The organism is Leptospira levettii (assembly GCF_002812085.1).
Lineage (GTDB): Bacteria > Spirochaetota > Leptospiria > Leptospirales > Leptospiraceae > Leptospira_A > Leptospira_A levettii.
The window spans coordinates 58,737-83,720 of record NZ_NPDM01000003.1 but is presented as its reverse complement, the minus strand read 5'-3'; the positions used below and the strand labels follow the sequence as shown (position 1 = coordinate 83,720).

The 24,984-nt window shown below is 35.5% G+C and carries 17 protein-coding genes; 9 read left to right on the top strand and 8 right to left on the bottom strand.

Annotation, left to right across the window (positions count from 1 at the left end; all coding sequences use genetic code 11):
- Window positions 1-3: 3 nt before the first annotated feature.
- The 5 genes from CH354_RS11640 to CH354_RS11620 form a co-directional block, all read right to left on the bottom strand.
- Window positions 4-1,257 (bottom strand): hybrid sensor histidine kinase/response regulator, encoded by a 1,254-nt coding sequence (locus tag CH354_RS11640; protein WP_100727138.1) that lies wholly within the window; start codon window positions 1,255-1,257, stop codon window positions 4-6.
- A gap of 126 nt (window positions 1,258-1,383) precedes the next feature.
- The gene (locus CH354_RS11635; protein ID WP_100727068.1) at window positions 1,384-4,512 is read right to left on the bottom strand and encodes an HAD-IC family P-type ATPase; all 3,129 of its coding nucleotides are present in this window, start codon (window positions 4,510-4,512) and stop codon (window positions 1,384-1,386) included.
- A gap of 111 nt (window positions 4,513-4,623) precedes the next feature.
- The gene (locus CH354_RS11630) at window positions 4,624-5,001 is read right to left on the bottom strand and encodes a hypothetical protein (protein WP_100716662.1); all 378 of its coding nucleotides are present in this window, start codon (window positions 4,999-5,001) and stop codon (window positions 4,624-4,626) included.
- Between the two features lie 57 nt (window positions 5,002-5,058).
- Entirely contained in the window at window positions 5,059-5,856 is a 798-nt protein-coding gene (locus tag CH354_RS11625; RefSeq protein WP_100727069.1) for an SDR family NAD(P)-dependent oxidoreductase, read from the bottom strand.
- A 169-nt stretch (window positions 5,857-6,025) separates the two neighbouring features.
- A complete protein-coding gene (locus CH354_RS11620) occupies window positions 6,026-8,035 on the bottom strand; it encodes a neutral/alkaline non-lysosomal ceramidase N-terminal domain-containing protein (protein ID WP_100727070.1) in 2,010 nt (669 codons plus the stop codon).
- Window positions 8,036-8,258: 223 nt separating this feature from the next.
- Between CH354_RS11620 and CH354_RS11615 the strand changes: the two genes are divergently transcribed.
- The 5 genes from CH354_RS11615 to CH354_RS11595 all read left to right on the top strand — a co-directional run bounded on the left by CH354_RS11615 (window position 8,259) and on the right by CH354_RS11595 (window position 14,382).
- Window positions 8,259-8,582 (top strand): DUF3817 domain-containing protein, encoded by a 324-nt coding sequence (locus CH354_RS11615; RefSeq protein WP_100727072.1) that lies wholly within the window; start codon window positions 8,259-8,261, stop codon window positions 8,580-8,582.
- 3 nt (window positions 8,583-8,585) lie between these two features.
- The gene (locus tag CH354_RS11610; protein ID WP_100727073.1) at window positions 8,586-10,121 is read left to right on the top strand and encodes a lipid A deacylase LpxR family protein; all 1,536 of its coding nucleotides are present in this window, start codon (window positions 8,586-8,588) and stop codon (window positions 10,119-10,121) included.
- A gap of 95 nt (window positions 10,122-10,216) precedes the next feature.
- The gene (locus CH354_RS11605) at window positions 10,217-11,545 is read left to right on the top strand and encodes an MFS transporter (RefSeq protein ID WP_100727074.1); all 1,329 of its coding nucleotides are present in this window, start codon (window positions 10,217-10,219) and stop codon (window positions 11,543-11,545) included.
- A 1-nt stretch (window position 11,546) separates the two neighbouring features.
- A complete protein-coding gene (locus CH354_RS11600; protein WP_100727075.1) occupies window positions 11,547-13,235 on the top strand; it encodes a glycoside hydrolase family 2 protein in 1,689 nt (562 codons plus the stop codon).
- A gap of 7 nt (window positions 13,236-13,242) precedes the next feature.
- Window positions 13,243-14,382, top strand: coding sequence for a YheT family hydrolase (locus tag CH354_RS11595; RefSeq protein WP_100727076.1), 1,140 nt, complete (start codon window positions 13,243-13,245; stop codon window positions 14,380-14,382).
- A gap of 26 nt (window positions 14,383-14,408) precedes the next feature.
- On the opposite strand, the gene CH354_RS11590 is transcribed toward CH354_RS11595, so the two are convergent.
- On the bottom strand, window positions 14,409-14,957 hold the full coding sequence (locus tag CH354_RS11590; RefSeq protein ID WP_100716603.1) for a DUF4334 domain-containing protein: 549 nt from the start codon (window positions 14,955-14,957) through the stop codon (window positions 14,409-14,411).
- Window positions 14,958-15,229: 272 nt separating this feature from the next.
- On the opposite strand from CH354_RS11590, the gene CH354_RS11585 reads away from it, so the two are divergent.
- The 3 genes from CH354_RS11585 to CH354_RS11575 all read left to right on the top strand — a co-directional run bounded on the left by CH354_RS11585 (window position 15,230) and on the right by CH354_RS11575 (window position 18,754).
- The gene (locus CH354_RS11585; RefSeq protein ID WP_100727139.1) at window positions 15,230-15,640 is read left to right on the top strand and encodes a CoA-binding protein; all 411 of its coding nucleotides are present in this window, start codon (window positions 15,230-15,232) and stop codon (window positions 15,638-15,640) included.
- Between the two features lie 155 nt (window positions 15,641-15,795).
- The gene (locus tag CH354_RS11580; RefSeq protein WP_100727077.1) at window positions 15,796-18,174 is read left to right on the top strand and encodes a TonB-dependent receptor; all 2,379 of its coding nucleotides are present in this window, start codon (window positions 15,796-15,798) and stop codon (window positions 18,172-18,174) included.
- A gap of 16 nt (window positions 18,175-18,190) precedes the next feature.
- Window positions 18,191-18,754 (top strand): LIC_11695 family lipoprotein, encoded by a 564-nt coding sequence (locus CH354_RS11575; RefSeq protein WP_100727078.1) that lies wholly within the window; start codon window positions 18,191-18,193, stop codon window positions 18,752-18,754.
- Between the two features lie 33 nt (window positions 18,755-18,787).
- Here the strand turns inward: CH354_RS11575 and CH354_RS11570 are convergent, their stop codons facing one another.
- Entirely contained in the window at window positions 18,788-19,873 is a 1,086-nt protein-coding gene (locus CH354_RS11570) for a PepSY-associated TM helix domain-containing protein (RefSeq protein ID WP_100727079.1), read from the bottom strand.
- A gap of 155 nt (window positions 19,874-20,028) precedes the next feature.
- Between CH354_RS11570 and CH354_RS11565 the strand changes: the two genes are divergently transcribed.
- Complete coding sequence (locus CH354_RS11565; protein WP_100727080.1) at window positions 20,029-21,222, top strand: putative sulfate/molybdate transporter; 1,194 nt, start codon at window positions 20,029-20,031, stop codon at window positions 21,220-21,222.
- 16 nt (window positions 21,223-21,238) lie between these two features.
- On the opposite strand, the gene CH354_RS11560 is transcribed toward CH354_RS11565, so the two are convergent.
- A complete protein-coding gene (locus tag CH354_RS11560; RefSeq protein ID WP_100727081.1) occupies window positions 21,239-24,748 on the bottom strand; it encodes a nitrate reductase in 3,510 nt (1,169 codons plus the stop codon).
- Window positions 24,749-24,984: the final 236 nt, after the last annotated feature.

Here is a 24,984-nt window from a genome sequence, read left to right as displayed (position 1 = left end):
GACTTATGATTTGTTCATAAGTTGGATCGGTAAAGCAATTTGAAAGGCTACTTTGGTTTTTGGATTCCCGTTCCAATCCAGATGGTCTTTCACATTAAAAATTGAAATTTTGCCATCATGTTTTTTGATGCACGTATCGACATAACTCAAACCTAAGCCGAAGTCTAATGTTCCATAACGTTCAAAAACATTTTTTGACAAACGATAAAATGGCTCAAAAATTAAATGCTCATATTGAATTGGAATACCAATTGTTCCATCAAAATTAGGTATTGGTTCGTTGTACACAGCACATTTAAACCAATCTTGTTCCACTTTTATAATGACAGTAATCGTAGAATTCGGAACAGAGAATTTACAAGCATTTGTCATAATCTCTATAAATGATTTTTTAAAACAGATTTCATTCACTAATAATATTTTTACAGAATGGTTTTGATTGATATCACTGATTACAACTTTGTGATTCTGAACATTGAGAATATGTGAAATTTCATCAAGCCAAGTTTTTAATTCCTGATAAAACTCTTGGATTGTGTATTTTTTTAGTGATACATCTGAGCTTATCAAAGAATCAATTTCCGCAAACTGATTTAATGACTTCTCTGCCATATCAGCGTTTGTTTGTACTAACTCCATTAACTCTGATTCAATCTTATAAAATTTTCCATCAAACTCACAGGTATCTCGAATCATTTTTAAAATGGAAACCAAAGCACCAAATCCAGCTCCTTGGCAAAAACTATGTTTTAAACTTTCAAAGAGATTTTGGTTCTGTCTTTTGAATTTCCCTACAGAACTCATCTTTTCTTTCCATTGGATCCATTCCAACTGGCCTTCTAATCTCAATTGTTGTTCTTTGCGAGAGATTGTTTCAACACGTTTCATTCCATAAAACTCTAGTGCACGTTTTACTTTGATTGCGATTTCAAAATCTTGAATTGGTTTTATGATATAATCAAAAATCCCTAATTTCATTACCTTTACTATGAATTTTGGATCAGTATTGCCAGTGATCATCATGATAACAGGCTCTACATCAAATGCATTTAAAGCGGTGATCAATTCTTCGCCATTCAAACCTGGCATTTCATAATCTGTAATGACAACAGGATATGGATATTCTCGAAAATACTCTAAGGCAAGTTTGCCGTCTTTTGCATGTACTACTTGGTAACCAAGTTCAGTAAGTTGTTTTTTTAAATAATAACCTAAGACTGCATCATCTTCTGCAACTAATATACGATTCCCTTCCAAAATGGATCCTTTTCCCAACGCGATCCAATGGATCGGTTAAGAGTCTATGAAAGTTACTTGGACCAGCATTTTATCATTGAAAGCAATAAACTCGTACATTAACTAGTGTAATGCCTAAGAATGATTCTAAGTATACATTAGTTTTTTTCTTCTAAAGTATTTTACAATTTCTGAATACAGTAACAAAACCACTGTTCCGTGAAAGGAAAATAAGTAAACATGAAACGGAAGAGGAGCAAAATAATAAATAGAACTGAGTTCTGTATAAAAAAATAAATAACATAATAAGAATGAAAATCCAATTCCAAACCATATGATTTGATTGGAAAATAAATTCATTTGAAACACCGACTCAGTTCTCGACCTTTTACTTAATACATTGGCAATTTGCACAGTAATTGTAGGAAAGAAGAAAGCAGTTAAGGATTGTAAATATTCAGGACTTGCTTTTGTCATATTCAATCCTTCTGGTGAAGAAGGCATCACACCACCACACTCGGTATATACAAAGTAAAAATAAGTACTAATACAGGCACCAAATAAGATCATTCCTTCTTTTAAATATGATCTGAGTATAAATCCTAAAGAAATTAATTTTTCATTTCGATTTCTAGGTGCTCGGTTCATAATTCCTTTTTCTGGAGGTTCAGATCCGAGTCCCATAGCAGGGATTAAGTCAGTCCCTACATCCACAGCAAGGACACCCATCACAGTCATTAATAAGGGAAAACCAGGGAACATTGCCCAAAGTAAAAATGGAATCAATTCTTGCGGGTTAGAATTTAGAACATAAGCAGAGAATTTTCTTATATTATCAAATACCCCTCTACCTTCTTCAATTGCAGATACAATGGTTGCAAAATCATCATCCACAATGATCATCCTTGCTGCTTCCTTAGCAACTTCTGTTCCTCTTTTCCCCATTGCAATTCCAATGTCAGCTTTTTTCAAAGCGGGTCCATCGTTGACTCCATCTCCAGTGACGGCAACAATTTCACCTAATTCTTGCAGTATGGTGACTATTCTTAGCTTTTGTGAAGGAGAGACACGTGCAAAAATAGGTTCCCCTTTTCTCACCCACTCCCTCAAACTTGTATCGGACATTTGATCCAACTGGACCCCTGTAATCACAACAGGTTTTTCACCGCCAATTCCAATAGAATGACCAACAGATTCCGCAGTTAAAGGATGATCTCCTGTGATCATAAGGATCCGAATCCCAGCTGTATGGCATTTTTTTATGGCTTCTGGCACCTTAGGTCGGATTGGATCCGCCAAACAACAATGTCCTAAATACACCATATTGGATTCAACATCCGATTCTGTGATCGAATTCAAAGAATCATTTTTATTTGTGTACAGTTTATAAGAAAAAGCTAATATTCTATTGCCTAATCTCGCCGAAGCATCAGAAGCATTTTGTAACTTTTTCCTTCTTTCTTCATCTAAAGGTATTACACTTCCATTTTCATACACATGAGAACAAATTGAGAGAATTTCTCCTGGTCCACCTTTTGCAAAGGCAGTTGTAAAATTTTCCTTTGTTAGGATCACACTCATTCGTTTCCGAACAGAATCAAATCCATTGGTTAAAATTCTTTTTCCTGATGTATTCACTATCCGCCCTGATGCTAAATACAACAAAGCTAACTCAGTGGGGTCTCCTAAAGGATTTGGTTCAAGCGAAGCATTATTACAATAATAACCACATTCAATTAATAACTGACTTCCTTCTAGTTTTGTTAACTCATCCGGAGAAACATTCTTCGAATCAAAATAAACTTCTACAACACGCATTTGATTCTGAGTGAGTGTACCGGTTTTATCTGAACAAATCACTGTTGTACAACCCAATGTTTCCACACTAGACAAATCTTTTAGAATCGCATTTCGTTTTGCCATTCTTGAGACACCCAAAGCAAGAGACAAAGTCACAGTAGGAAGTAATCCTTCGGGAACGTTTGCAACGAAGATTCCAATAAAAAATAAAAATGCTTGGACGAAACTAAGTCCAGCAACCCAATAACCTAGGATTAAAAAGATCACTCCAATACTAAATGCAAATAATGAAATCGATATCACAGTTTGACGTAATTGGATTTGAAGAGGACTTTCGACTCTCTTTATTTTAGAAGTGAGTCCTGCGATTTGACCAATTTCAGTCGTTTGGCCTGTACCAAATACCACAGCTTTTGTTTTGCCTTTGATCAGTGAACTTCCGGCAAAAAGAATATTTGGCATCTCTAACCACAAAAACTTTCCTTCTAATACGATTTCACTTTCCGATTTGTACCGCCTCGCAGAAGTGGATTCTCCTGTTAAGGAAGAATTGTCTACCTCAACATCTTCTGATTCAATGATACGACAATCTGCAGGTACGATATCACCTTCTGCCAATACAATTACATCACCTGGTACAATTTCATCAGCAGGAATCGTCACAATCTTCCCATCACGAATCACTGGACATTCATTTGCCAATAACTTACGTAAGGCTTCAACTGCATGATCAGATTTTGATTCCTGGAAAAATGAAAAAATACCATTGATGAGTACAACGATAAAAATAGCGACACCTAACTCTGGCATGTCGACTCCGGGAACAAAACAAAGCCCAGTTGCTACCCATAATAAAACAGCAAAAAGATTAAAAAAACTTTTTATAAATTTCCAAATCATCGGAACAGACTTTTCTTTTTCGATTACATTTTTACCAAATGTTTGGAGTCGAATCTTTGCTTCCTTTTCACTTAAGCCCAATTCTATGTCGGTTTGTAATTCAAAAGCAATTTGTGCTTGGTTCAAGTTTTTGTAACTTGGTTTCATGTTCACTTCACCGCGTTGTACGACATCTAGAACTTCTGCTTCTTTTTTGCAGACCATTAGTTCGTCAAAGATCTGAGGTAATAGTGAAGAAAGACCATGTAACAATCTCAGATGAAGAGATGGTAAGTTTTCAGGTATCATTTGGAATAATACCAACCTGATTTTCTGTTCCCCTACAGAGATTCCTTTTGGGATTACAAACAAAAACAATTCGGGAGTTTTGATTTTTTTAGAACGAAAATGAGGAATAAGAATACTTTGTCCAATGGATTCAAACGTTTGGTTCGGAATCGAATGAAAATGGAATTGGATTTCTTCTTGGATTTCCAATTCTCTAATTTTACTTAATAATGCGGTGTGAACATCTTCCCAAGTTTTTGAATCATTCAAAATTTGAATGGAATCAACATTTAAGTATTCCAGTAACATGGATCTATTGGGACCTTAAAGGAACAAATTTCTATCCATTTTTTGATTTCAAAGTTTTGAAGTCAAAAAAAGTAAAATTACCAAGGGATTTGCAATTTTACTGACAATTGTTTATTCTTGGAAAATTTCCTTTGGTGCTTTTGGATAACGTTGTTGGATTCCGTCCCACCAAACATCTGTACTAAATGCTGCTGATTCCGATATTTGCCATTTCCCATTATTTTTTTTGTATAATGCTTCTACATGACAACAATCATATGCTATATCTTCTGTGAGTTCGATTTCTTTTCCATCTTTTCGTTTTGCCGTTCCACGAAACCAAGCATAATCTCCAGAAACTTTAAAGTGTTCGACTACAAAGATAAATTCTTGTTTGAATTTGTTGGACATTCTCGCTCGCAGTAAATCAAGTAAATAGGTTCTTTCTATTTCATTACTTTTTGACTTTGTTTTGTAATCCAAAACAACACTTTGTGAATAAAGATTCATACTCAAAATAACTACAATGAATGGGTAAAATAATTTCTGTTTCAAAACTCAAATCTCCTATCTTACTTTTACGTTCTGGATCATTTTAAAAAACAAAGAAGGAAAAATCGTTTGTAAAAACAAACCAAACTTTTCTTTGATTCCGGCAATTACAACTTCACGTTGTTTGTTGGCGACCGCGTGCAGGATTCGATGTGCACATAATTGTACAGGTAATCCAGATTCAATCACTGAGTCCATTTTTCCCGTGGAAGATCCATCACCCTGTAATGCATTTTTTGAAATATTGGTTTGGATAAATCCTGGATAAACCATAGTTACAAATAATCCTGATTTTTCTTCTTCCGCTCGTAACGAGTGGAAAAAACCCACAAGAGCAAATTTGGATGCAGAATAGGCAGAACGCAAAGGACTTCCCATTTTGCCAGCGACACTTGAAATCACAGCAAAATGAATCGGTTTCTTAACTTCTAGCAGTATAGCACGCGTTAATTCAACAGCACCATAGAAGTTGGTATTCATAATTTTTTCGATCGTCGTTAAATTGGTTTCCCTTGTATAAGACCTTTGGCTAATCCCACCGTTATGGATGACTACCTTTGGTACTCCATATTTTTTAAGACATCGTTTAGTAAAAATAGAAACTTGTTTATAGTTTTCGAGATCCAATCTTTCAATTGCATATCTCCCTTTTTCTAGTCCTAATTCTTTGGTTATCTGTTCCAAATCTTTTGTTTTTCGGGAGGCAAGTAAAAGTTTCGCATTTTGTGCAGATGCTTGTTTCACTAATTCTTTCCCTATCCCAGAAGAGGCACCTGTGATCCAAACCCATTCATCTCGGTAAAATTCGTTCATAGATTCCCCTTATTCCGAAAAAATAAATCTGAGAAAATTTTATACGTTAGGTATTTTTCACAACTTGTTTTTCTAAGAGTGAATAGATTGTAGACACAAGGTTGGAAGTATTAGGTATCGGATGGTCTCTTCTTTGAATAAAGAACAGACACATCCTTTTGATTTGCGATTATTGTAATCGGAAGGAAGGGCACTCCACTCGGTAAGGATTTTTTTTCAAATCGCTTGGTAAGTAAATTCCTTCATGTACCAAACGATATTCTCCTTCCGTATCCGTATCACTGGATTCCCAGATAAGATCTAGTTTTCCTATGCCTTTGTCAAAATATCCAGGTTTGTGGAACACAAATTTTGTATCAAAATCAGCATCTGATTTCACACGATTCCAATCGGTTCCTACTTTTTTTTCGAGCCATAGGTAAGAAGTGACCTTTGGGTAACCAATATTGGGGCTCACCGCATTCACCTGACATACCACTTGGTCCCCCTTTTTATAAACACCTACATTTTGCTTTAACACCTGTTTTGGTTTCTCAGATACAATTTCTGAATCTGGAAGTTTTAAAGGATGGATTCGATCCGATAAATCGAGAGGCATTGGATTCGAAACTGATGATTTCGAAAACTCTATTCCTCTTACTAGATCTGAAGCCATTCTAAAAAATTCTTGTCGTAATGCATTTAAACTTTGTGATCCATGTAAGGTGTGTCCACCTTCATAATTTTGTGTAGAATATTCTTCTGGTGTTGTAATGTAACCGGAAAAATCATTTGTTAATCCAGATAAAACAATTTCAGAAATTTTATCTTTCATAACAACTTGCACTTCTTTTTTTAATCTACGACTTGACATTGTTGTAACTTCATGAGGTAAAACTAGTATAGACAAATCACCAACTAACACAATTCCATATGGCAATATTTGTGGAAGGCTAGGAAGAGGTTTAGTTTCACCCATAGGAAATAAAACTGCTTTTGGTTTTTGACACTCCCTGAGTTCTTCGGAAGGTGACTGTAACATAAATTTGGCGATCCAATCGATATAAAATTTTCGATTTTTCTCCGTCATTCCTTCATGGAATAACCAGTGACCACCACCTTCTTCTGTTGATCCAGCAGCAAATGCATATCCGTAGGCAGAAGGACATGTATATTCTGTTTTCCCAGTACCTGAGAATTCACTTCTAACAGGATGTTTACTCATATCGATGAATGTATGAGCAAATTGTAATCCACCTTTTAAAGTTTTACCATTCGATTTTAAAATCTCCTGGCTTGCTAAAAACTGTCGTTTCCCAATGATAAAACTACTATCATAGATATCCTTTCCAGGTCCCGTATTGTCCAAATTTAAATTTGGTGATACATCTCCTTCATTAGCTTGCGCAAAAATAGCAACAAATGATGGATCTCCATTTTTGAATGCTTCTTTTTCTGCTAGTAGAGATGCGATCCCTTTATTGTCTGAAGAAATCAATCGATTATCAAATGTTATGTTCGTCGGATGTACTCCATACCAATTCACAAATCCAATTGGTTTTCCACCCACAAATACATTCAGTTGGACCATCTCTTTATCTATATTGTCTGGATATAAATTCCTTTCCGATTCTGGATTTGCCATATAAGCAGACAAACTTCGGTTCACACCTGCATCTTTCACATATGTTTTACCAATTTTTAATTCGGCAGGTTTTCTTTTTTGATACGCTTCTTTGATGGCTTCGAAAATTCCATCGCGTAACACAACATAGGAGTCACCATAAAACTGTGTGGAATAAAAAGAAATTTCAGAATAATGAAAATGACCCGCAGGCCCACTATGGGTATGAGATGCATTTAATAAAACATTCCCCAAATGAAAATTTGGATCTACTTCCTTTTGTAATTTAGATACAACTTCTCTTTGGATTTCGAAAGGAATCCCTCCCACTTCTGCAGTGACATAGGCAAAGGGTTTTTGTGTCGCTTTATCTTCGATTACCAATGCACGTGCATATTGTCTGGTTTGGATTCCCATACCTGTTTGGTCCTCGCGGGCATAACCCCAAAACATAACTCCCACTGGAGGGCCTGTGATGTCTTTTTTGGCCATCCCAGCTAAAAACGACCCTGACTCATTTGCCAATAAAGGAAGGGTAAAAAAAAGAAAGAAGGAAAGGTAGTTCCGAATTTTCATCCTTCTCGTTTTATGTGGTTCCGAGAAAATGTCAATCCCGAACAATTGTCGACTAATCAGAACAAAATGAAATTCTGGGAGAGGAATTTTTTTCGTTCAAAAAAGAACAAATGGAGGAAGATTTGGTTTTTTAGAGAACCACTCCGACCTTTGGTCGCAAAGAATGTACGGACGAATTCCAGGTCACCAGGTAGTCTGGTGATACTAAAAAATAGGGAGTTTTATGATCACTCTAGTGAAAACCAAATTAGGTAGGTTCCGAATCTTGGCATTTTTGGAAGGAGTTTCCTTTTTAACCATTCTATTGGTAACAATGCCTCTTAAGTATCTCTACCAGAACCCAGAACCAAATAAAGTGGTGGGACTTGTGCATGGTCTCTTGTTTCTTTTATACCTAGTTGAATTATTCCAAGTGAAAGTAGAACTGAATTGGAAAATGAAAAAAACTATTCTCGCAGCAATTGCATCTGTAGTTCCATTTGGAACGTTTTGGGCCGAAAAATATTTATACTTAAAACCAGACGATGACCAAAACAATCAAAACTAAAACATGAAAACAATAAAGATTCTCCTACCAATCTTCATATACATTTTGTTAGTTGATTTGTCATATGCACAATCAAAACAAAATAAAAAACAATCTTTGATCAAACCAGTTGTTGAACCACCTATCGAAGTAGAAAGGACTACACCAAACAATCCTGATCAGTACCAACTTCGTTTGATCATGGAAAATGATGCATTTGGTGGTTTTTCAGATCGATACTACACAAATGGATCTAGATTAGAATTTCATATGAGTGCGGGGGAATCGAATCCTACGAGAAGAGTATTCAGTTATTGGAATGATTTATTTATCACACCAAACGAAAAAACAAGATACCTTCAAGGATTTGCAGTAGGACAGGAATTTTATACACCTACAAACATCAAAAAGGCGGATGTATCCTACGGAGATAGGCCATATTCCAGTAGAGGTTATTTTACAAATTCATTAACAACTTTTACTGAAGATACAAGTATCACCACAGAACTTGAATTAGGTATGATAGGACCATCCGTTGGTGGGAAATCAGCACAAATTAATTTTCATAACTTCATAGGTTCCCCTACTCCACAAGGTTGGGACACACAAATACCAGATTCGTATTCTGTTGCTTTAAAGACTGACATCAGAAAATTTTACCATCGATTTTTTGGAACACAGTACAATGTAAATTTAGGAAATATCCAAACAGACGTATCTTTTGGACTTATTTTTCGTTTCGGTAATGTGGATAAAACACCAGGGCCAGGTAGTTCCGCACTCCAACCAGGGTCTCCCATCCTCCACGAAGATGGAAAAGGGTATTGGTATTTTTATGTGAATCCAGGTGGCACCTTACAAGCATATAATGCAACAATCCAAGGGCAAATGGGTTCAGATAAAGCTTATAAATCTCAAAACAGAAGTTCGGCGTTTAGTAATTGGGATAGTTTTTTAAACAATCCAACTCCTGATGTGGGGGAAAAAGAATTACAATATAGAATGTTATCGGAAGATAATGGTAAGAATACTTTACAACGTTATATCTTGTTTAATGAATTTTTGGTCAATGGCACCACAAATCCTTATAATATAGGATTAAATTATTTAATTTTTAACAATATTTTTAATGGTGCTGAGGAAATTGAACGTACAACTCGTCTGTTTTTATTATCAAATTTATCGGCACAATGGGACCAAATTCCAACAAATGCAAGAGCATTGGCCATTTATTCGATCTTTAGACCTGAAGGAGGAAAACTCCCTCCTATTGTTCGATACTATTCCTATGAAGTTCTCTCTCAATTCATTTTGGATCCGAAACAAAGAGAAACACTATTACAGTTGTTACGTGAAGAAGCTGAGTATAGAGACAACAAAACCTATATTGCTGACTTAAAACGTGCTGTTGGATTTATCCGTGCAGGATTTGTTTCGGTTTCCAATGCAGGATTTTTATTTGGCCTTCATTACAATTACCAAACCATTGATTTCCAAGCAGCAAAAGGATTACCCCAACAACACCAATGGGTTGGTTTCCAACTCGGGAAGGTCTTTTAAGGAACAAAGGGGTATTTGAATTTGCCTAAAGTTTTGAACCAAATTCAAAAATAAGAGTCGCCAAACAGACTCAGTGTTAGGAAAACTGTGCGATCATGAAAAATCACAGTTTGAGTGGACGCCTTTGGTTTGTTCTCATTTTATTCGGTCTTGTTGGCCAAATCGCTTGGTCTGTAGAAAACATTTACTTCAATTTATTTATCTACAATACAATTTCAAAAAGTACTTCATCCGTAACTCTTATGGTACAATTGAGCGGAATTGTTGCGACTTTTATCACTTTGTTCGCTGGAATTTTATCTGATCGACTTGGGAATCGAAAGTATTTTATCTCTCTTGGATATTTGTTTTGGGGATTTCTAACCTTATCGTTTGCCTTCGTTTCTAAAGAAAACACAAGCCTATGGTTTGGGATCACAGACGAAACACAAATCATTCAACTCACAATCGCCATTGTGATTACTCTTGACTGTATCATGACAGCATTTGGATCCACTGCAAATGATGCAGCATTTAATGCCTATGTAACCGATAATACGGGTAATGCTCGAAGTTTAGCAGAAGGTGTTTTATCGGCAATGCCACTTCTTGCAATGTTAATTGTTGCAGGAGGTTTTGGTATGATCGTCATTGCTTTAGGATATCCAGGACTCTTCATTGCGGTTGGAACTTTGATGTCGTTATCTGGTGTGATTGGCTTATGGTTTATCAAAGATCATCCCAATCTGAAAGCACAAAGATCAGATTTTATTTCAGATATCTTATACGGTTTTAGGACTTCAGTGATTCTAAATCATAAACGATTGTATTTGTATTTTATTGCTATGGGAATTTATGGGATTGCAAGTCAGATTTATATGCCCTATCTCATCATATTTATGCAAGAGTATCTTAGTTTTAATGCAATCCAATATTCAATCGTACTCGCTGGTGTGATATTAGGTGCAAGTGTCATTACCATACTCCTTGGAAAACAATTTGATGGAAAAGACAAAGACAAACTTCTCTTACAATTTTCTTCTATTTATATTTTTGGTATGGCATCATTGTATGTAGTCGCAAAAACTTTAAAAGGATACGATTCTACAATTTTAATGGTCTCTGTTGGTTTTACTAGTTTGGTTTTAATTACAGGATTTGTTCAAGTGTTAGCACTTCTGGGAGCACAAATCAGAGATTATACTCCAAATGAAAATACAGGAAAATTACAAGGAATCCGTATGATTTTCTTTGTATTAATTCCAATGTTCATTGGACCAATGATTGGACAAAAAATTAACGAATCTACGAATTTAACCTATATAGATCCAGCAAACGGAAGCCTAGCGCATGTTCCATCTCCAGAGATTTTCATTACAGGAGCCATCTTTTGTTTGTTTATCTTTTATCCATTAATGCTAATTAGACGAGGAAATCAAAACTAGAATGAAAATACCTCATTCAGAATACCCAAGGCCACAACTCCAAAGGGACAGTTATCTAAATTTAAATGGAGAATGGTTTTTAGGGCATGTAAAACAAGGTGAAAGTCTCGAATACCAACACAAAATCATTGTTCCATTTTCGCCAGAGTCAAAAGCGAGTGGACTCGGTAATTTGATTCTAAAACCAAATGAAGTTTTGTTTTACAAAAGAGAATTTGAAATCAGTTCTGAATTTTTAAGGGATATTACATTTTTACATTTTGGAGCTGTTGATTATTCCTGTATTTGTTATATCAATGGAGTTGAAGTTGGATACCATCAAGGAGGTTTTTTACCATTCTTTTTTAATGTATCAAAAGCCATTAAAATTGGTAAAAACGAGATAAGACTTACTGTGACAGACCCAACTGATACAGGTACGCAATCAAGGGGCAAACAAAAACTAAAACGTGGTGGCATTTGGTACACACCTCAATCTGGCATTTGGCAAACTGTTTGGTTGGAAAGTGTTTCAGAAGATTATATCCAAAACATAAAGATAACACCTAACATAGAAACAAAATCAGTAGAATTAGAAATCAATTCTGATACTGATGTGATCACAATTCAAATTCTAGATGGAAATGAAGTGATTGCAGAAAGTTCCAAAAAAACATGCACAGTGCCAATCCCAAATATGATTTTATGGTCTCCAGAAAATCCCAAATTATATGACATAAGGATCAAAACCAAAAATGATGAGGTGACATCTTATTTTGGCATGCGTAAATTTTCCATTGGATATGATGGAAAATTCAAGAGATTATACCTTAACAACAAACCATATTTTCATAACGGACTTTTAGACCAAGGATATTGGTCAGAAGGACTTTTGACTCCGCCTGACGACGAATCGATGATCAATGAAATTCGCTTAATGAAGGAAATGGGATTTAATACATTAAGAAAACATATCAAAGTTGAGCCATTACGGTGGTACTATCATTGTGATCGTTTGGGAATGTTGGTTTGGCAAGACTTTGTTTGTGGAGGAGGTCCGTATGAAACTTGGAAAGTCGCCTATCTACCGTTTATTGGCTGGAAAACCGATGATACAAAACATCGTTTTTTAAATCGTACGGATGAAAAAGGAAAAAAGGAATTTATAGAAGAAATGAACCAAACTGTAAATCTACTTTATAATACTGTTTCCTTATCTGTATGGGTTCTATTCAATGAAGGATGGGGACAATTTGATAGCGTAAACCTCACTAAAAAATTAAAAAACCTGGATTCCACTCGGACCATTGATAGTGTAAGTGGATGGTATGACCAAGGTAAAAATAGCAGTGATCTAAAAAGCCTACACCTATACTACCAAAAGTTAAAAGTTCCCAAAAAAGAAGATAGAGTCATCGTACTATCTGAGTTTGGCGGATATTCTCTAAAAACAGAAGGACATGTTTATGATGACAAAAAACTATTTGGTTATAAAATCCTTCCCAACAAAGAAACATTACACTATGAATATAAAAAATTAATAGAAAATGAACTGATTCCATTAATCCCAAAAGGACTTAGTGCCTCAATTTACACTCAGGTGAGCGATGTGGAAGAAGAAATTAATGGAATTGTTACTTATGACAGAAAAGTTGTTAAATTTGACATTCCTTTCATGCAAGAACTGAATTCAAAATTAAAGTACGACTAATATTAGAATGATATTTGGAAATATTTATATCACAATCAGTCTGATACTGGTCTTTGTTTTTTTAATTCATTATTTCATCAATGTTGTTGAATCTCCAACACTTCGATTCATTGATACAGAATTATCTTCAAAAATTATTTCAGAAACACCCAAGTTATTAAAGCGGTATATCCCAACAATTTGGTGTTATAACCCCCATTTCATGTTGTTTCTTCTGATGTTTCGCGAATCAAAAACAAAAGAGTTTCTTTATGATAAAATTGAACATTTAGAAATGAAAGATGGTGGCACAACTGGTCTTGCATGGTCAGGAATTCAATCTGTCAATCACAAAGACAATACACCAATTGTTGTAGTATTTCACACTATCAGTGGAGATGAACAAGACATTAAATCAACTGTTTCTCATATCAGAGAGACATTGAATTGGATTGTGGTAGTTTGTGTCCGAAGAGGACATGGTAACCTTCCACTTACAAAACCAATCATCAATACAATGGGATCAACTTCCGATTTAAAGGAACAATTAAATCACATTCGGAAACAATTCCCAAGTAAACCGTTATTTGGTGTTGGTATCTCAGCTGGTTCTGGTCTTTTAGCACGTTATTTAGGGGAAGCTGGCCCAAAAAGTTTATTCCAAGCTGCGGTTGCAGTATCACCTGCATATGATATCGAAAAAGCATTCCATAGAGTTCACCCAGTTTACAGTAAAGTGATGGGCCAAAGAATGATTAACTACTTTCTAAAGCGCCATTACAAAAGTTTTGCAAATGTTAGAGGAACTGAAGATTTATTGAATGTTAAAACACTTGGAGAATTTCAGGACAAACTACATTCAATTTCTGGTTATAAAGATAAAGACTCCTATTATCAGAATTCAAACCCCATACTGGTTGCAAATCAAATCAAAACACCCCTCTTAGTTTTAAATGCTGCAGATGATCCTATATGCGTAAATTTGAATGTTTTAGAAAACTTACATTGGCTTGAAAATCTCAAAAATACGATTCATGTACACACCAAAAGAGGTAGTCATATTGCATTTTATGAAGGATTATTTGCCAAATCTTGGTCGAATCAATTGATTGGAGAATATTTTCTGTCAGTATTTAATTGGATCTCTACAAAAAGTGCTAATAAATAAAAATCAAATTTTATACTGACTTCAAATCAATCACGCTCTAATACAAAGAAAAAAGGTTGTTTCATTCCTTTATAATCCATACATCCAAACAAAGTGTTTTCATTTACTTTGCGAAAAACGTCATGGATGGGAAGATTATCATAGATCATTGCAGATGAAACTTTCCCTCTAAACTCAATTTGTCTCACACGAGCTTTGGAATGTTTCGTTTGGAACAAAAATCGAACTAACAGAAAAAGGTAACGTAATGGCCATAGTTTTGTAGAAGGAATGAGTGTCGCTAACCTGACAGGCATTAACGATGGATTTACTTTAAACAATGTTTTTCCAAACGATTTAAAAACCAATGGATGAACATTTTCAGGATCAACAAATTCCTTACCATACCAATTGAATGTTTCTAAAGCACCATCCATCGTATGACCTGTATGAAATCCTGATCCATGCCAACGCCCCATCATCTCATTCAATGGAACTACATCCAATGCATCATAGAGTGCGAATGAATCCTCAACAGAGTTGTTCTTTTTAGCACGCATCTCGTGAAATCTTGTTTCAAGCTTTTTGTCTTTCATATAAAAATAACTTATACCTGTTTTTGCAATCCTCCTTTTTTAGGAAATATTTATCCAGATGAGATCCGATTTTTTAGAATGCGAAAGGAGAACAAATTGATCTTGTTTTCGTTGTTTATGAATGATTTAAAGTTCTTCGATTCCTTTTTCTTGAAACAGAAATGGATTTGAGTAAGTCAAAGGAATTCTATTAAGTGATTTAAATCTAATTGGAATATCCTTTTTACTATGACGATCCTTGCAATTTTCCTAAAACAGAATATAATCTCTGTATGAATGTTCCAGATTCTGAAATTAAATCCTTACTCCAATCTTATCCAACAATCACAGTATATGGTTTAAGCCAAGATCCTGCAAAACCTAGTCATTATGTCCCTGTTTTCATTCGTGAAAAAGGTTGGAATGTCATCGGAACCTATCCCAAAGAACATACAATAGGCGGATTTCAGATCTACAAAAGTTTAAAGGACATCCCAAAAGAAAATCGAAAGTTCATCGATGTATTCAGAAGTTCTGACAAAATTCCAGAAGTTGTAGATGAAATTCTAATGTTAGGTGGAACTGAAGTTTTATGGTTACAATTGGGAATTTCGCACCCAGAAGCAGAAAAAAAAGCAGAAAACGCAGGGATCAAAGTTGTTTCCAACCGTTGCCTCATCATAGAATACAAAAAATATTTCTAAATCCCTCCTCTCCCCTGAACCTTTAATCCACAAAAACAAGTGCCCCAACCTCCTAAAATAGCGACATTCGGGAGGGATCTTGGGGTTATTTTATGATTTCGCGTCTCATTCTCATTTATGTTTGACAAAATAAAGCCTGCGCCAAACATGCCGGTATGTCCTTTTTATTTGAGATTAATTCTCAATTAAAGCCCAAACCAAAAATCGAACCAAGATGGCGACTGGTAAATCGTTCTGACTTGGTTTTAGTGTACTTCGCCTGCCTCTGTTTGACGCCACTTCCGGTTTCTTATGTCAGAGCCGAAACAATCGAACCCAAGACAAAACAAAATACCAACTCACAATCGAAAAATGAATCAGAAAACCCAAAACCAGAAAACGGAATCCGTGTTACTGGGAAAAAAGACCAAAGGGATCGTGAAATCTTAAGAACACCTAACAGTATCAGTCGACTGAATGAACAAGAAATCCAAGATGCTGGGATCAACAGAACAGGTGATATCGACAAACAAGTTCCAAATTTTTCCATCATTGATTCAGGATCTCGTAACTTCACATACTTTAATATACGAGGTATGAGAAGTATTGCCTTTAGTGAACCAGCTGTCGGACTAATTTTAGATGGAATTCCCTTAAATGATAATGTAGCTCTTAACACCGAGTTATACGGTCTAGAAAGTATCGAAGTTTATAGAGGAAGCCAAGCTACTCTTTTTGGTAAAAATTTCCAAGGTGGTGTGGTTGAAATCAAAACAAAAAAACCAACCAATTTATCTGAGGGAAAAATCACATTTGATATAGGAAACTATAAAAAACAAGAAACATCAGTATATTATAATTCTCCAATTATATATGACAAACTATATTTTGGAGTCGCAGGTAAAACAACCGAAAGAGAGGGATACTTGTCTAATGTGACTGGATTCTATTATCCTAATAATAGACCATATGAACTCCCTGTTGAAATCTATAAAACACACCCCGATGGAAGAAAAGGTCAGGCAGGTAGATTTCGATTGTATTTTACACCAAATCAAATCTTTGAAGCCGACTTACAAATTAGTGCTGAAAGTTTCGATGATGGATCACTTAACCTTGTTAATTATCTAGGCGCCAAATCAGAAAGAGAAAAAGCTCTGCTCCAAGGATGCGTAGCGGCACCCACCAATTGTTCGAAGTTATACGGCACATATATCAATCGAGTGAATGGAGATAGAAAAGTATATTGGGATTACGAAGGAAAAAGTAATGTTACAGGAAATACATATTCACTATCGACAACTACCAAATTACCAAACTCTAACTTAAAAACAGCAATAGCGTTACGTAAAATGGACATTGATCCCATTACGGCTGATTCCGATTTCACAAAAGTTGACCAAAATCGTTCCATCTATATTGAAAAATCAACTACGTTTCTCAATGATATTTACCTAGAATCGAAAGACAAACTAAATCCATTTCAATTCAAACTAGGGATTTATACTTCCAATAAAATTACGAATATAGACCAAGCGAAAGAACATCGAGTTCCACTCTATGTGATCAATGATTTCCCTGGTTTAAATGCACCTACCCAAGAAAAAAATATTTCTAGAATAAACGACAAAAATGTAAGCCTTTACACACATAATAGTTACACCTTCTTTGAAACATTTACGATTACGTTAGGCGCTAGACTCGAAAGACAAGACAGTCGATTATCACATTCAGAAATTGCTGTCGGACCTTCAAATTCAAATCCTGCAGGTGATACCCTTCTTTTATCCGATCCCTATTCAATCCAAAATCGGTACAACTACAACGTATCTAGAATCATTTTTGATTATAAACCAATCGAAAATCTTATGTTTTTTATCGGTGTGAGCAGAGGATACAAAAACGCTGGTTATAGTACGGTTGTCAACATACCCTCCAAAGCAAATTTTAAACCCGAAATTAACGATACGATTGAAGCAGGTATCAAATCAGAATTTTTTAAAAACAAATTTGGACTGAAGTATACACAGTTCTACACAGAAACTCAAGACTTCCATGTTATCAGAGCAATCAACCTCTCTCAATATGTAAATCTTAATGCTGAGTTAGTAACAATCAGAGGTTATGAACTTGAGACTTTTGTAAAACCACAAAAAGATACCAAAATAGGATTAACAGCTGGATATACAGAAGGGATATTCAATCGGTTTCAAGACACAGTTCTCAATCGAAATTTTAATGGTAAGTGGGTCCACTTTATACCAAAATACGACATTCTCAGTTACCTTCAATATAGAAATGACTTAGGAATTTTTTTTAGAGGAGAATTCCAAGCCGTTGGCCAAATGTACTTCGCAGCAGATAACACTGTGTATAGCGATCCATATTATGTATTAAATGCAAGAGTTGGTTATGAAAAAGAAAATCTCTCTGCCTACCTCTATGCAAACAATCTCAATGATCGATACTATTTCACCTCATACATAGACGGAACATTCCAAGCAGTTCCTGGTGCACCAAAAACATATGGATTTGTATTAACCTATAAAATCTAAATTCGCGGAGAACAATATGAAAACAAAAATTAAAATTCTATTTCTATCTTTTTTCATTGGATTAAACACTTTCCAATGCGAACTTTTTGACCCAAAATCAAAAATAACAAACAATGAATTGGTGGAAATTGTAACATTGCAACAGTTAAATGCAAATAGCATGAGTGAAGGTCAAAAACTCGGTCTAACGATTGCTTATAGCCATAGATTTAGTATAAAAAATGGCCCCCAATTATTTTGTCGCGAATACTCCACCGCTTACCTAGAAAAAAAAGCAGAGTGGGAATTAAATATTGAGCAAACATATGCTACGATTGGAAATGCCATTGGAATTGATATAGTGGTAGAACGTTTCAATGGACCTTGCGCCATCAATAATAAAATTAGCGCATGCCATTATGATGGAGTAGATGGTATCAATGATTTAATTCCTTATGCTTACTCTACAGAAGGTGAACACAAATATTTGATCCCTGCTTACATTTATTATGGCATCAACAATCTAAAAAATGCAAAAGAAGCATGTGAAGGTTATAACGGAACTTATGTTTGTTATGATCCAACAAAGTGTTGGCAATAATCGATCAATTTGCTAGTTACAAAAAACCCAATTTTAGGATTGGGTTCTTTGTTTTAGAACTTTTCTTTTGTTTTTACGCTTCTCATAAAAAATCAGTATCCCACTCACAGATAAAATTGCCGGTGTTAAACCACAAAGTATCCAGATCACTTTACTAAAATGATTTGCAAAGGTTCCAAAATGGAGAGGTCGGAAAGAATCTAAAAATTGATTTAGATTGGATTCTTTTGAAATGTCGACAATACGAAGAATTTTCCTAGTCCTTGTATCAAATTGTAGATAAGATCCATATCGACTTTCCCATCCAGATGAATCATGTCGATTTCCATAAAAGCCAATTGGTTCATTTTGGTCATGATGTGGGAAGGAAATGTATCCCAAATGAAAGTTTGGAATTTGTCTAATCGATTCATCAATCAATTCATCAATGGAACTTCGATTGTTCCAAAGGTGATGGATAATGATCTCTTCAGGTTCATTCCGAATGATTGTATCGCGTATACTCCACCAACCGCCAGTGATTGCCAAAATTAAATGGAACCAAACAGCATTAATTCCAACAAATTTGTGTAAGTCGGAAAATAAGATTTGGAGACTCTCTCGTAAACGTAGCCGAAACAAAGAAATCCAGAATCGTTTGTATAATTTTAAGCCAGTGAATACGAGTAATAAATATACGATGGCAAAACATCCAGTGATGAAGTATCCAATTCCGCCCATAAATAAGCTGTAATGTAATACTAAGAGGAATCCATAAAAACTATCGCTCCTATCTTCTTTCAACGAACCTATGATCTTTCCATTGTAAGGGTTAAGTAAATACACAGTTTCCTTACTGGGTGTGTTTGTATCATGAAACCATATTTGGTCGGGTTGGTCTAAAAGATCGGAAACCAACCAACCAGCAATACTCCCCTCCGGTAGTTGCTGCACAACTCCTCGGTACAAACCATCATATGGAAGTCGATTCACTTGCAATGGAATTTGGATGGGTGTGAGGATTGACTGTATCTCTTTCCCATAAACAAGTAAGGAACCCGTAATCCCTAACACGAATAAAAAACTAGATCCAAAAATTCCGAGAACCAAATGGAGTTGGTACCAACGTTTTGCCTTCAATTGTGTTTCCTATTTTCTGATATCTCCAATTATTTGAGAATAGGTCTCATTATCAAGTATCTTCTTGCCAGCGAATTTTGATCATTTCACTTTTTTAACAAACCATAAAAATACACTTTCTGATCTAGGATGAGACAAACAGCTTACACATAATTATGTGGAAACAAAAGGATTTTGCCTTCAATCGGAACGAAATTGCAGGAGCTTTTGGAGATATTGGAACAGATTTTCCGATTCTGATCGCGATGATCTTAGCGGCGGGTCTTCATGCTCCCAGTGTTTTTCTCATATTTGGTTGTATGCAAATACTAACAGGCATTATCTATAAAAGACCAATGCCCGTGCAACCACTGAAAGCAATGGCAACCATTGTGATAACAGGAAAAATTGCAGGTCCTATCGTGTTAGGTGGAGGACTTAGCATTGGAATCCTAATGTTGTTTTTTTCAACAACGGGAATACTCGAAAAAATTGCGAAACTTGTTCCCAAGTCAGTTGTCAGAGGGTTACAACTTGGTTTAGGGATTAGTTTGAGTATGCTTGCTTTTAAGGAATATATCCCTTCAGATAGTACCAAAGGTTATATCCTATCGGCAATATCGTTTTTGTTTATCATTCTACTAATCGATAACCGAAAGATTCCTGCGTCCTTAGTTGTTATCATTTTTGGTTTTGTGTTTTCTTTATTTTTTCATTTTGAAACATACTCAAAATTTTCAAATTTTGAAACAAATCTACCAAAAATATACGTACCAAATCTTGAAATGATTTTAAAAGGGTTTATATTACTAACGCTTCCTCAAATTCCTTTGTCTATTGGAAATTCTATTCTTGCCACAAAACAAATATCAGATGATTTATTTCCAAACAGAAAACCAATTTCAATTAAACAGATTGGATTGTCTTATTCTATAATGAATTTGATCTCACCATTTTTTAGTGGGATACCCTGTTGTCATGGTGCAGGCGGAATGGTCGGTCATTATACCTTTGGAGGTAGAACAGGTGTTTCTGTCTTATTGTATGGTATGTTTTATCTCTTATCTGGATTGTTTATAGGGAATGGATTAGATATTTTGATAAAGGCATTTCCATTACCTATCTTAGGTACATTACTTTTTTTTGAAGCTTTATCACTCATTTTATTAACCAAAGATTCATTTCAAAATAGCAAAGAATTTATCATTGTGATTATGACAGGTTTACTTGCAAGTGGATTACCCTATGGATTTCTGATTGCTATGATTGTCGGAACGAGTATCCACTATGCATCCATTGGATTTAAAACTTTTACTTCCATTGGTGGCGGAAATAAAAATTTAGATCCAATCAAAGAAACGATTGAATGAAATTTTTATTAGAAAATCATTTTGAGATCAGATTTTTTATGATCTGATTCACTTCAGGTCTGCAACTTCCACAACCAGTCCCTGCTCCAGTTTTTTCCATCACTTCTGTCAAATTTTTGGCGCCACAAAGAATTTCATCCTCGATATTACCTTTTCCAACACCATTACAGGAGCAAACCAAAGCACCTTTCGGCGGTTTGGCGGATGATATGCTAGATAAAAGTTGGTTTCGTTTCTCTCCTAACTCTAAACCTGAAGCGATCAGATTTTTATATTCTACAAATTCCGATTTATCTCCAACAAGAATGGCGCCAACTAGTTTGTCACCTTTTACGATACATTTTTTGTATTTATGCTTTTTTCGATCGAGGAAAACGATTTCTTCATATTCATCTGTCAAATTCTCAAATTGAATGCCTGGTAAACGGAGGGAAACAAGTTCTAAACCTGGAATTTTTAATAAATTCGAATGTAAAGATCCAGAATATATTTGGAACTGGTAACCATAAATGTGGTTTGCTGCTACTTTTGCCTGTTCTTCGGCGGCAAGCACAGTTCCATAAACACCTGATGTATGTTCGGCGACTTCACCAATTGCATAAATATCAGGATCTGATGTTTGTAAAAATTCGTTTACTTTGATACCTTCTCCAATGTCGATACCCATCTCTTTTGCTAAAACCAAATTTGGACTTGTTCCCATTGCATAAACAATTCCATCAGGATAAAGTTTTTTACCATCTTTTAATTCAACATAAGATACTCGATCGTATCCATGAACTTTTTTGATTTCTGAATTGAATATAACTTCTATTCCACGGCTCTCAATTTCCTCTTTCAAAATCTCACAAGCAACGGCATCCAGTTGTTTGGACATCAATCGATTTGTTCTGACTAGAACTGACACTTTGACACCTAGTGACTTAAGCGCAGAAGCAAGTTCTAATCCAAGTAATCCACCCCCAACAATTAAGGCGTATGAATCAGGGACAAAAAAACCTTTGATTTTATCAGCATCCGTTTTTGCTCTTAAACTAAACACACCCACCATTGATTGGGAAATCGATTTTGGAATTTGAGGACTACTTCCTGTTGCGATGATGAGTTTGTTATAGGAATGAACATTTCCCAATGAATCCTTAACAATTTTAGCTTCTGGTAAAATTTCTGTTACAGTGGTTGAAGTATGTAACTCAATCTCCCAATTTTCTACTTCTTCTACACTAACACTTGCCAACTCTATAAATTCTTTTTCACCGCTGATAAAGTCTGGTAATAAAATTCGATTGTATAGCGGATTTTCTTCCTTACATAAAACAGTGATTTCATCATCTGGGCAAAGCTCTTTGTAATGTTTGATAAAGGCGGAGGTACTATTGCCACCGCCAATGATCAGAATTTTTTCTCTTTCTTTTGCATATGGAATTACCTTAACTGCTGAAATCTTGAACCCAGGTTGTTTAGAAAAAGGGTCATACTCTTTGTTCGTTAAATTATTAGCTCTGAAGGCATCATTTTTATTTTTTTTCCCCCAATGCATCGGTAAAAATACAGTTCCTTTTTTGATGGAATCTGTGAGTTTCGCCTTCACACGAACACTTCCTCTATCATTCAGAACTTCAACAATACCACCATCAATCACACCTACAACATTCGCATCTGTTGGATGGATTTCAAGGTAAGGCTCTGATTTGTGTTCCATGAGTTTTCGCACTTTTCCTGTTCGAGTCATGGTATGCCACTGGTCTCTGATTCTACCTGTAGTGAGGATCAAAGGATATGCTTCGGATGTTTTTTCTGATGTATCTTCTGGTATGACATCAAAAATCTTAGCTTTGCCATTTGGACGATAAAAAATATGATCAGTAAATAATCGAGGAGTTCCATCTACACTATTTTTAGGGAATGGCCATTGTACTGATCTCTTTTTTTGTAATATCGAATAATCTAATCCACTAATATCTATTTTTGTTCCTTCCGTTAGTGCACAATGTTCTAAAAATACATCTTCTTCTGATTTGTATGAGAAAAAAGAACCAAAACCCATTCTGGTTGCAAACTTTTGGATGATCCAAGTATCAGCCATCGCTTCCCCTGGAGGTTCCATAATTTTAGATAAGTAAGTCACTCTGCGATCTGAGTTTGTCATTGTACCTTGTTTTTCAGCCCAACCTGCTGCCGGTAATACATAATCAGCATAGGGGATAGCTGCAGAACTCATGGAAATATCCTGTACAATTACAAGTTCTGACTCACGTAACCCTTGTTCTACCATCCTCGCATCCGGCAAACTCGTAGTGGGATTCGTACATATGATCCAAATTGCTTTCATTTTTCCAGATTTTAGATTTTCAAACATTTCAACCGCAGTATACCCTGGTTTACTCTGTATTGTATCTTCAGTAATGTTCCAAAATCTTTCTACTTCCTTGCGATGATTTGGATTACTCAGGTCACGGTGCGCAGGCAATAAATTACAAAGCCCACCAACTTCCCTTCCACCCATTGCATTTGGTTGGCCAGTCAAAGAAAAAGGTCCAGATCCTGGTTTTCCAATTTTGCCTGTAATCAGAGATAAATTGAGCAACGCTAAATTTTTATTCACACCAATCACACTTTGGTTCAATCCCATTGCCCATAATGACAAAAATCCTTTTGCCTCATGGATGTATTTGGCTGCTAACTCGATCTCATATAAAGGAATACCACAGATATTGGCAGCTTCCTGTAAATCAAACGTCCTCAGAAAGACATTTAAACCTTCAAAACCTTCTGTATGAGATTCGATAAACTCGTTATCGATCCAATTGTGATCGATTAAAATTTTGGCAATTGCATGGAAGAGATAAATGTCAGTTCCAGGATGGATTTGTAAATGTAAATCTGCATCCTCGCATGTATCTGTTTTTCTTGGATCTACAACAATGAGTTTTGTATTGGGAAAATTCTTCTTTTGTGCTTCTATCCTTCTAAATAAAATAGGATGGCACCAAGCTGGATTTGCACCCGCAATGAGGAAACAATCAGCAAGTTCAATGTCCTCGTAAGAAATGGGAACACTATCTTCACCTAACGCCATCTTGTACCCCACAACTGCAGAACTCATACAAAGTCTAGAGTTGGTATCGATGTTATTACTTCCGATAAAACCTTTGATTAATTTATTGATAATATAATATTCTTCTGTTAATAATTGACCTGATACATAAAATCCAACAGAATCTGGACCATGTGTTCTGATAATTTGTTTAAACCTATCACTAATTCCATCAAGAGCCTCATCCCACGAAATTCTTGAAAGATCCGAAGTTCTATTTACCCTTTGCATCGGAAACAAAATCCGGTCGCTTCGATCCATCACAGTATAGTGTAGGTTTCTCCCTTTCGAGCAAAGTAAACCCAAATTGGCTGGGTGGTCTTTGTCCCCTTCGATTCGAATTTCATTTTTTTCTAATTTTTCGACAAGGACACCACAACCAACACCACAATAAGAGCACGTAGAAGGATAGGTTTCTGTAGTTTGCACAAAAGAAAGTCAGCAATATTTATGCCAAATGCGTAAAATTTCATAAAAATGCTTACACAAAGAGGAATATTCTTAAAAACTCAATAAAATCCAACCAATTGTAACAATCCTTTCAGAGACAAACGATCATTTCGTACGTATTGTACACATTTTGCTGCTAGATTCACAAAACGAAACAACTCCAAATCCGAACCAACCGAAAGAATTGTTTAACCAAGATGTTTCTTTTTCTCTTT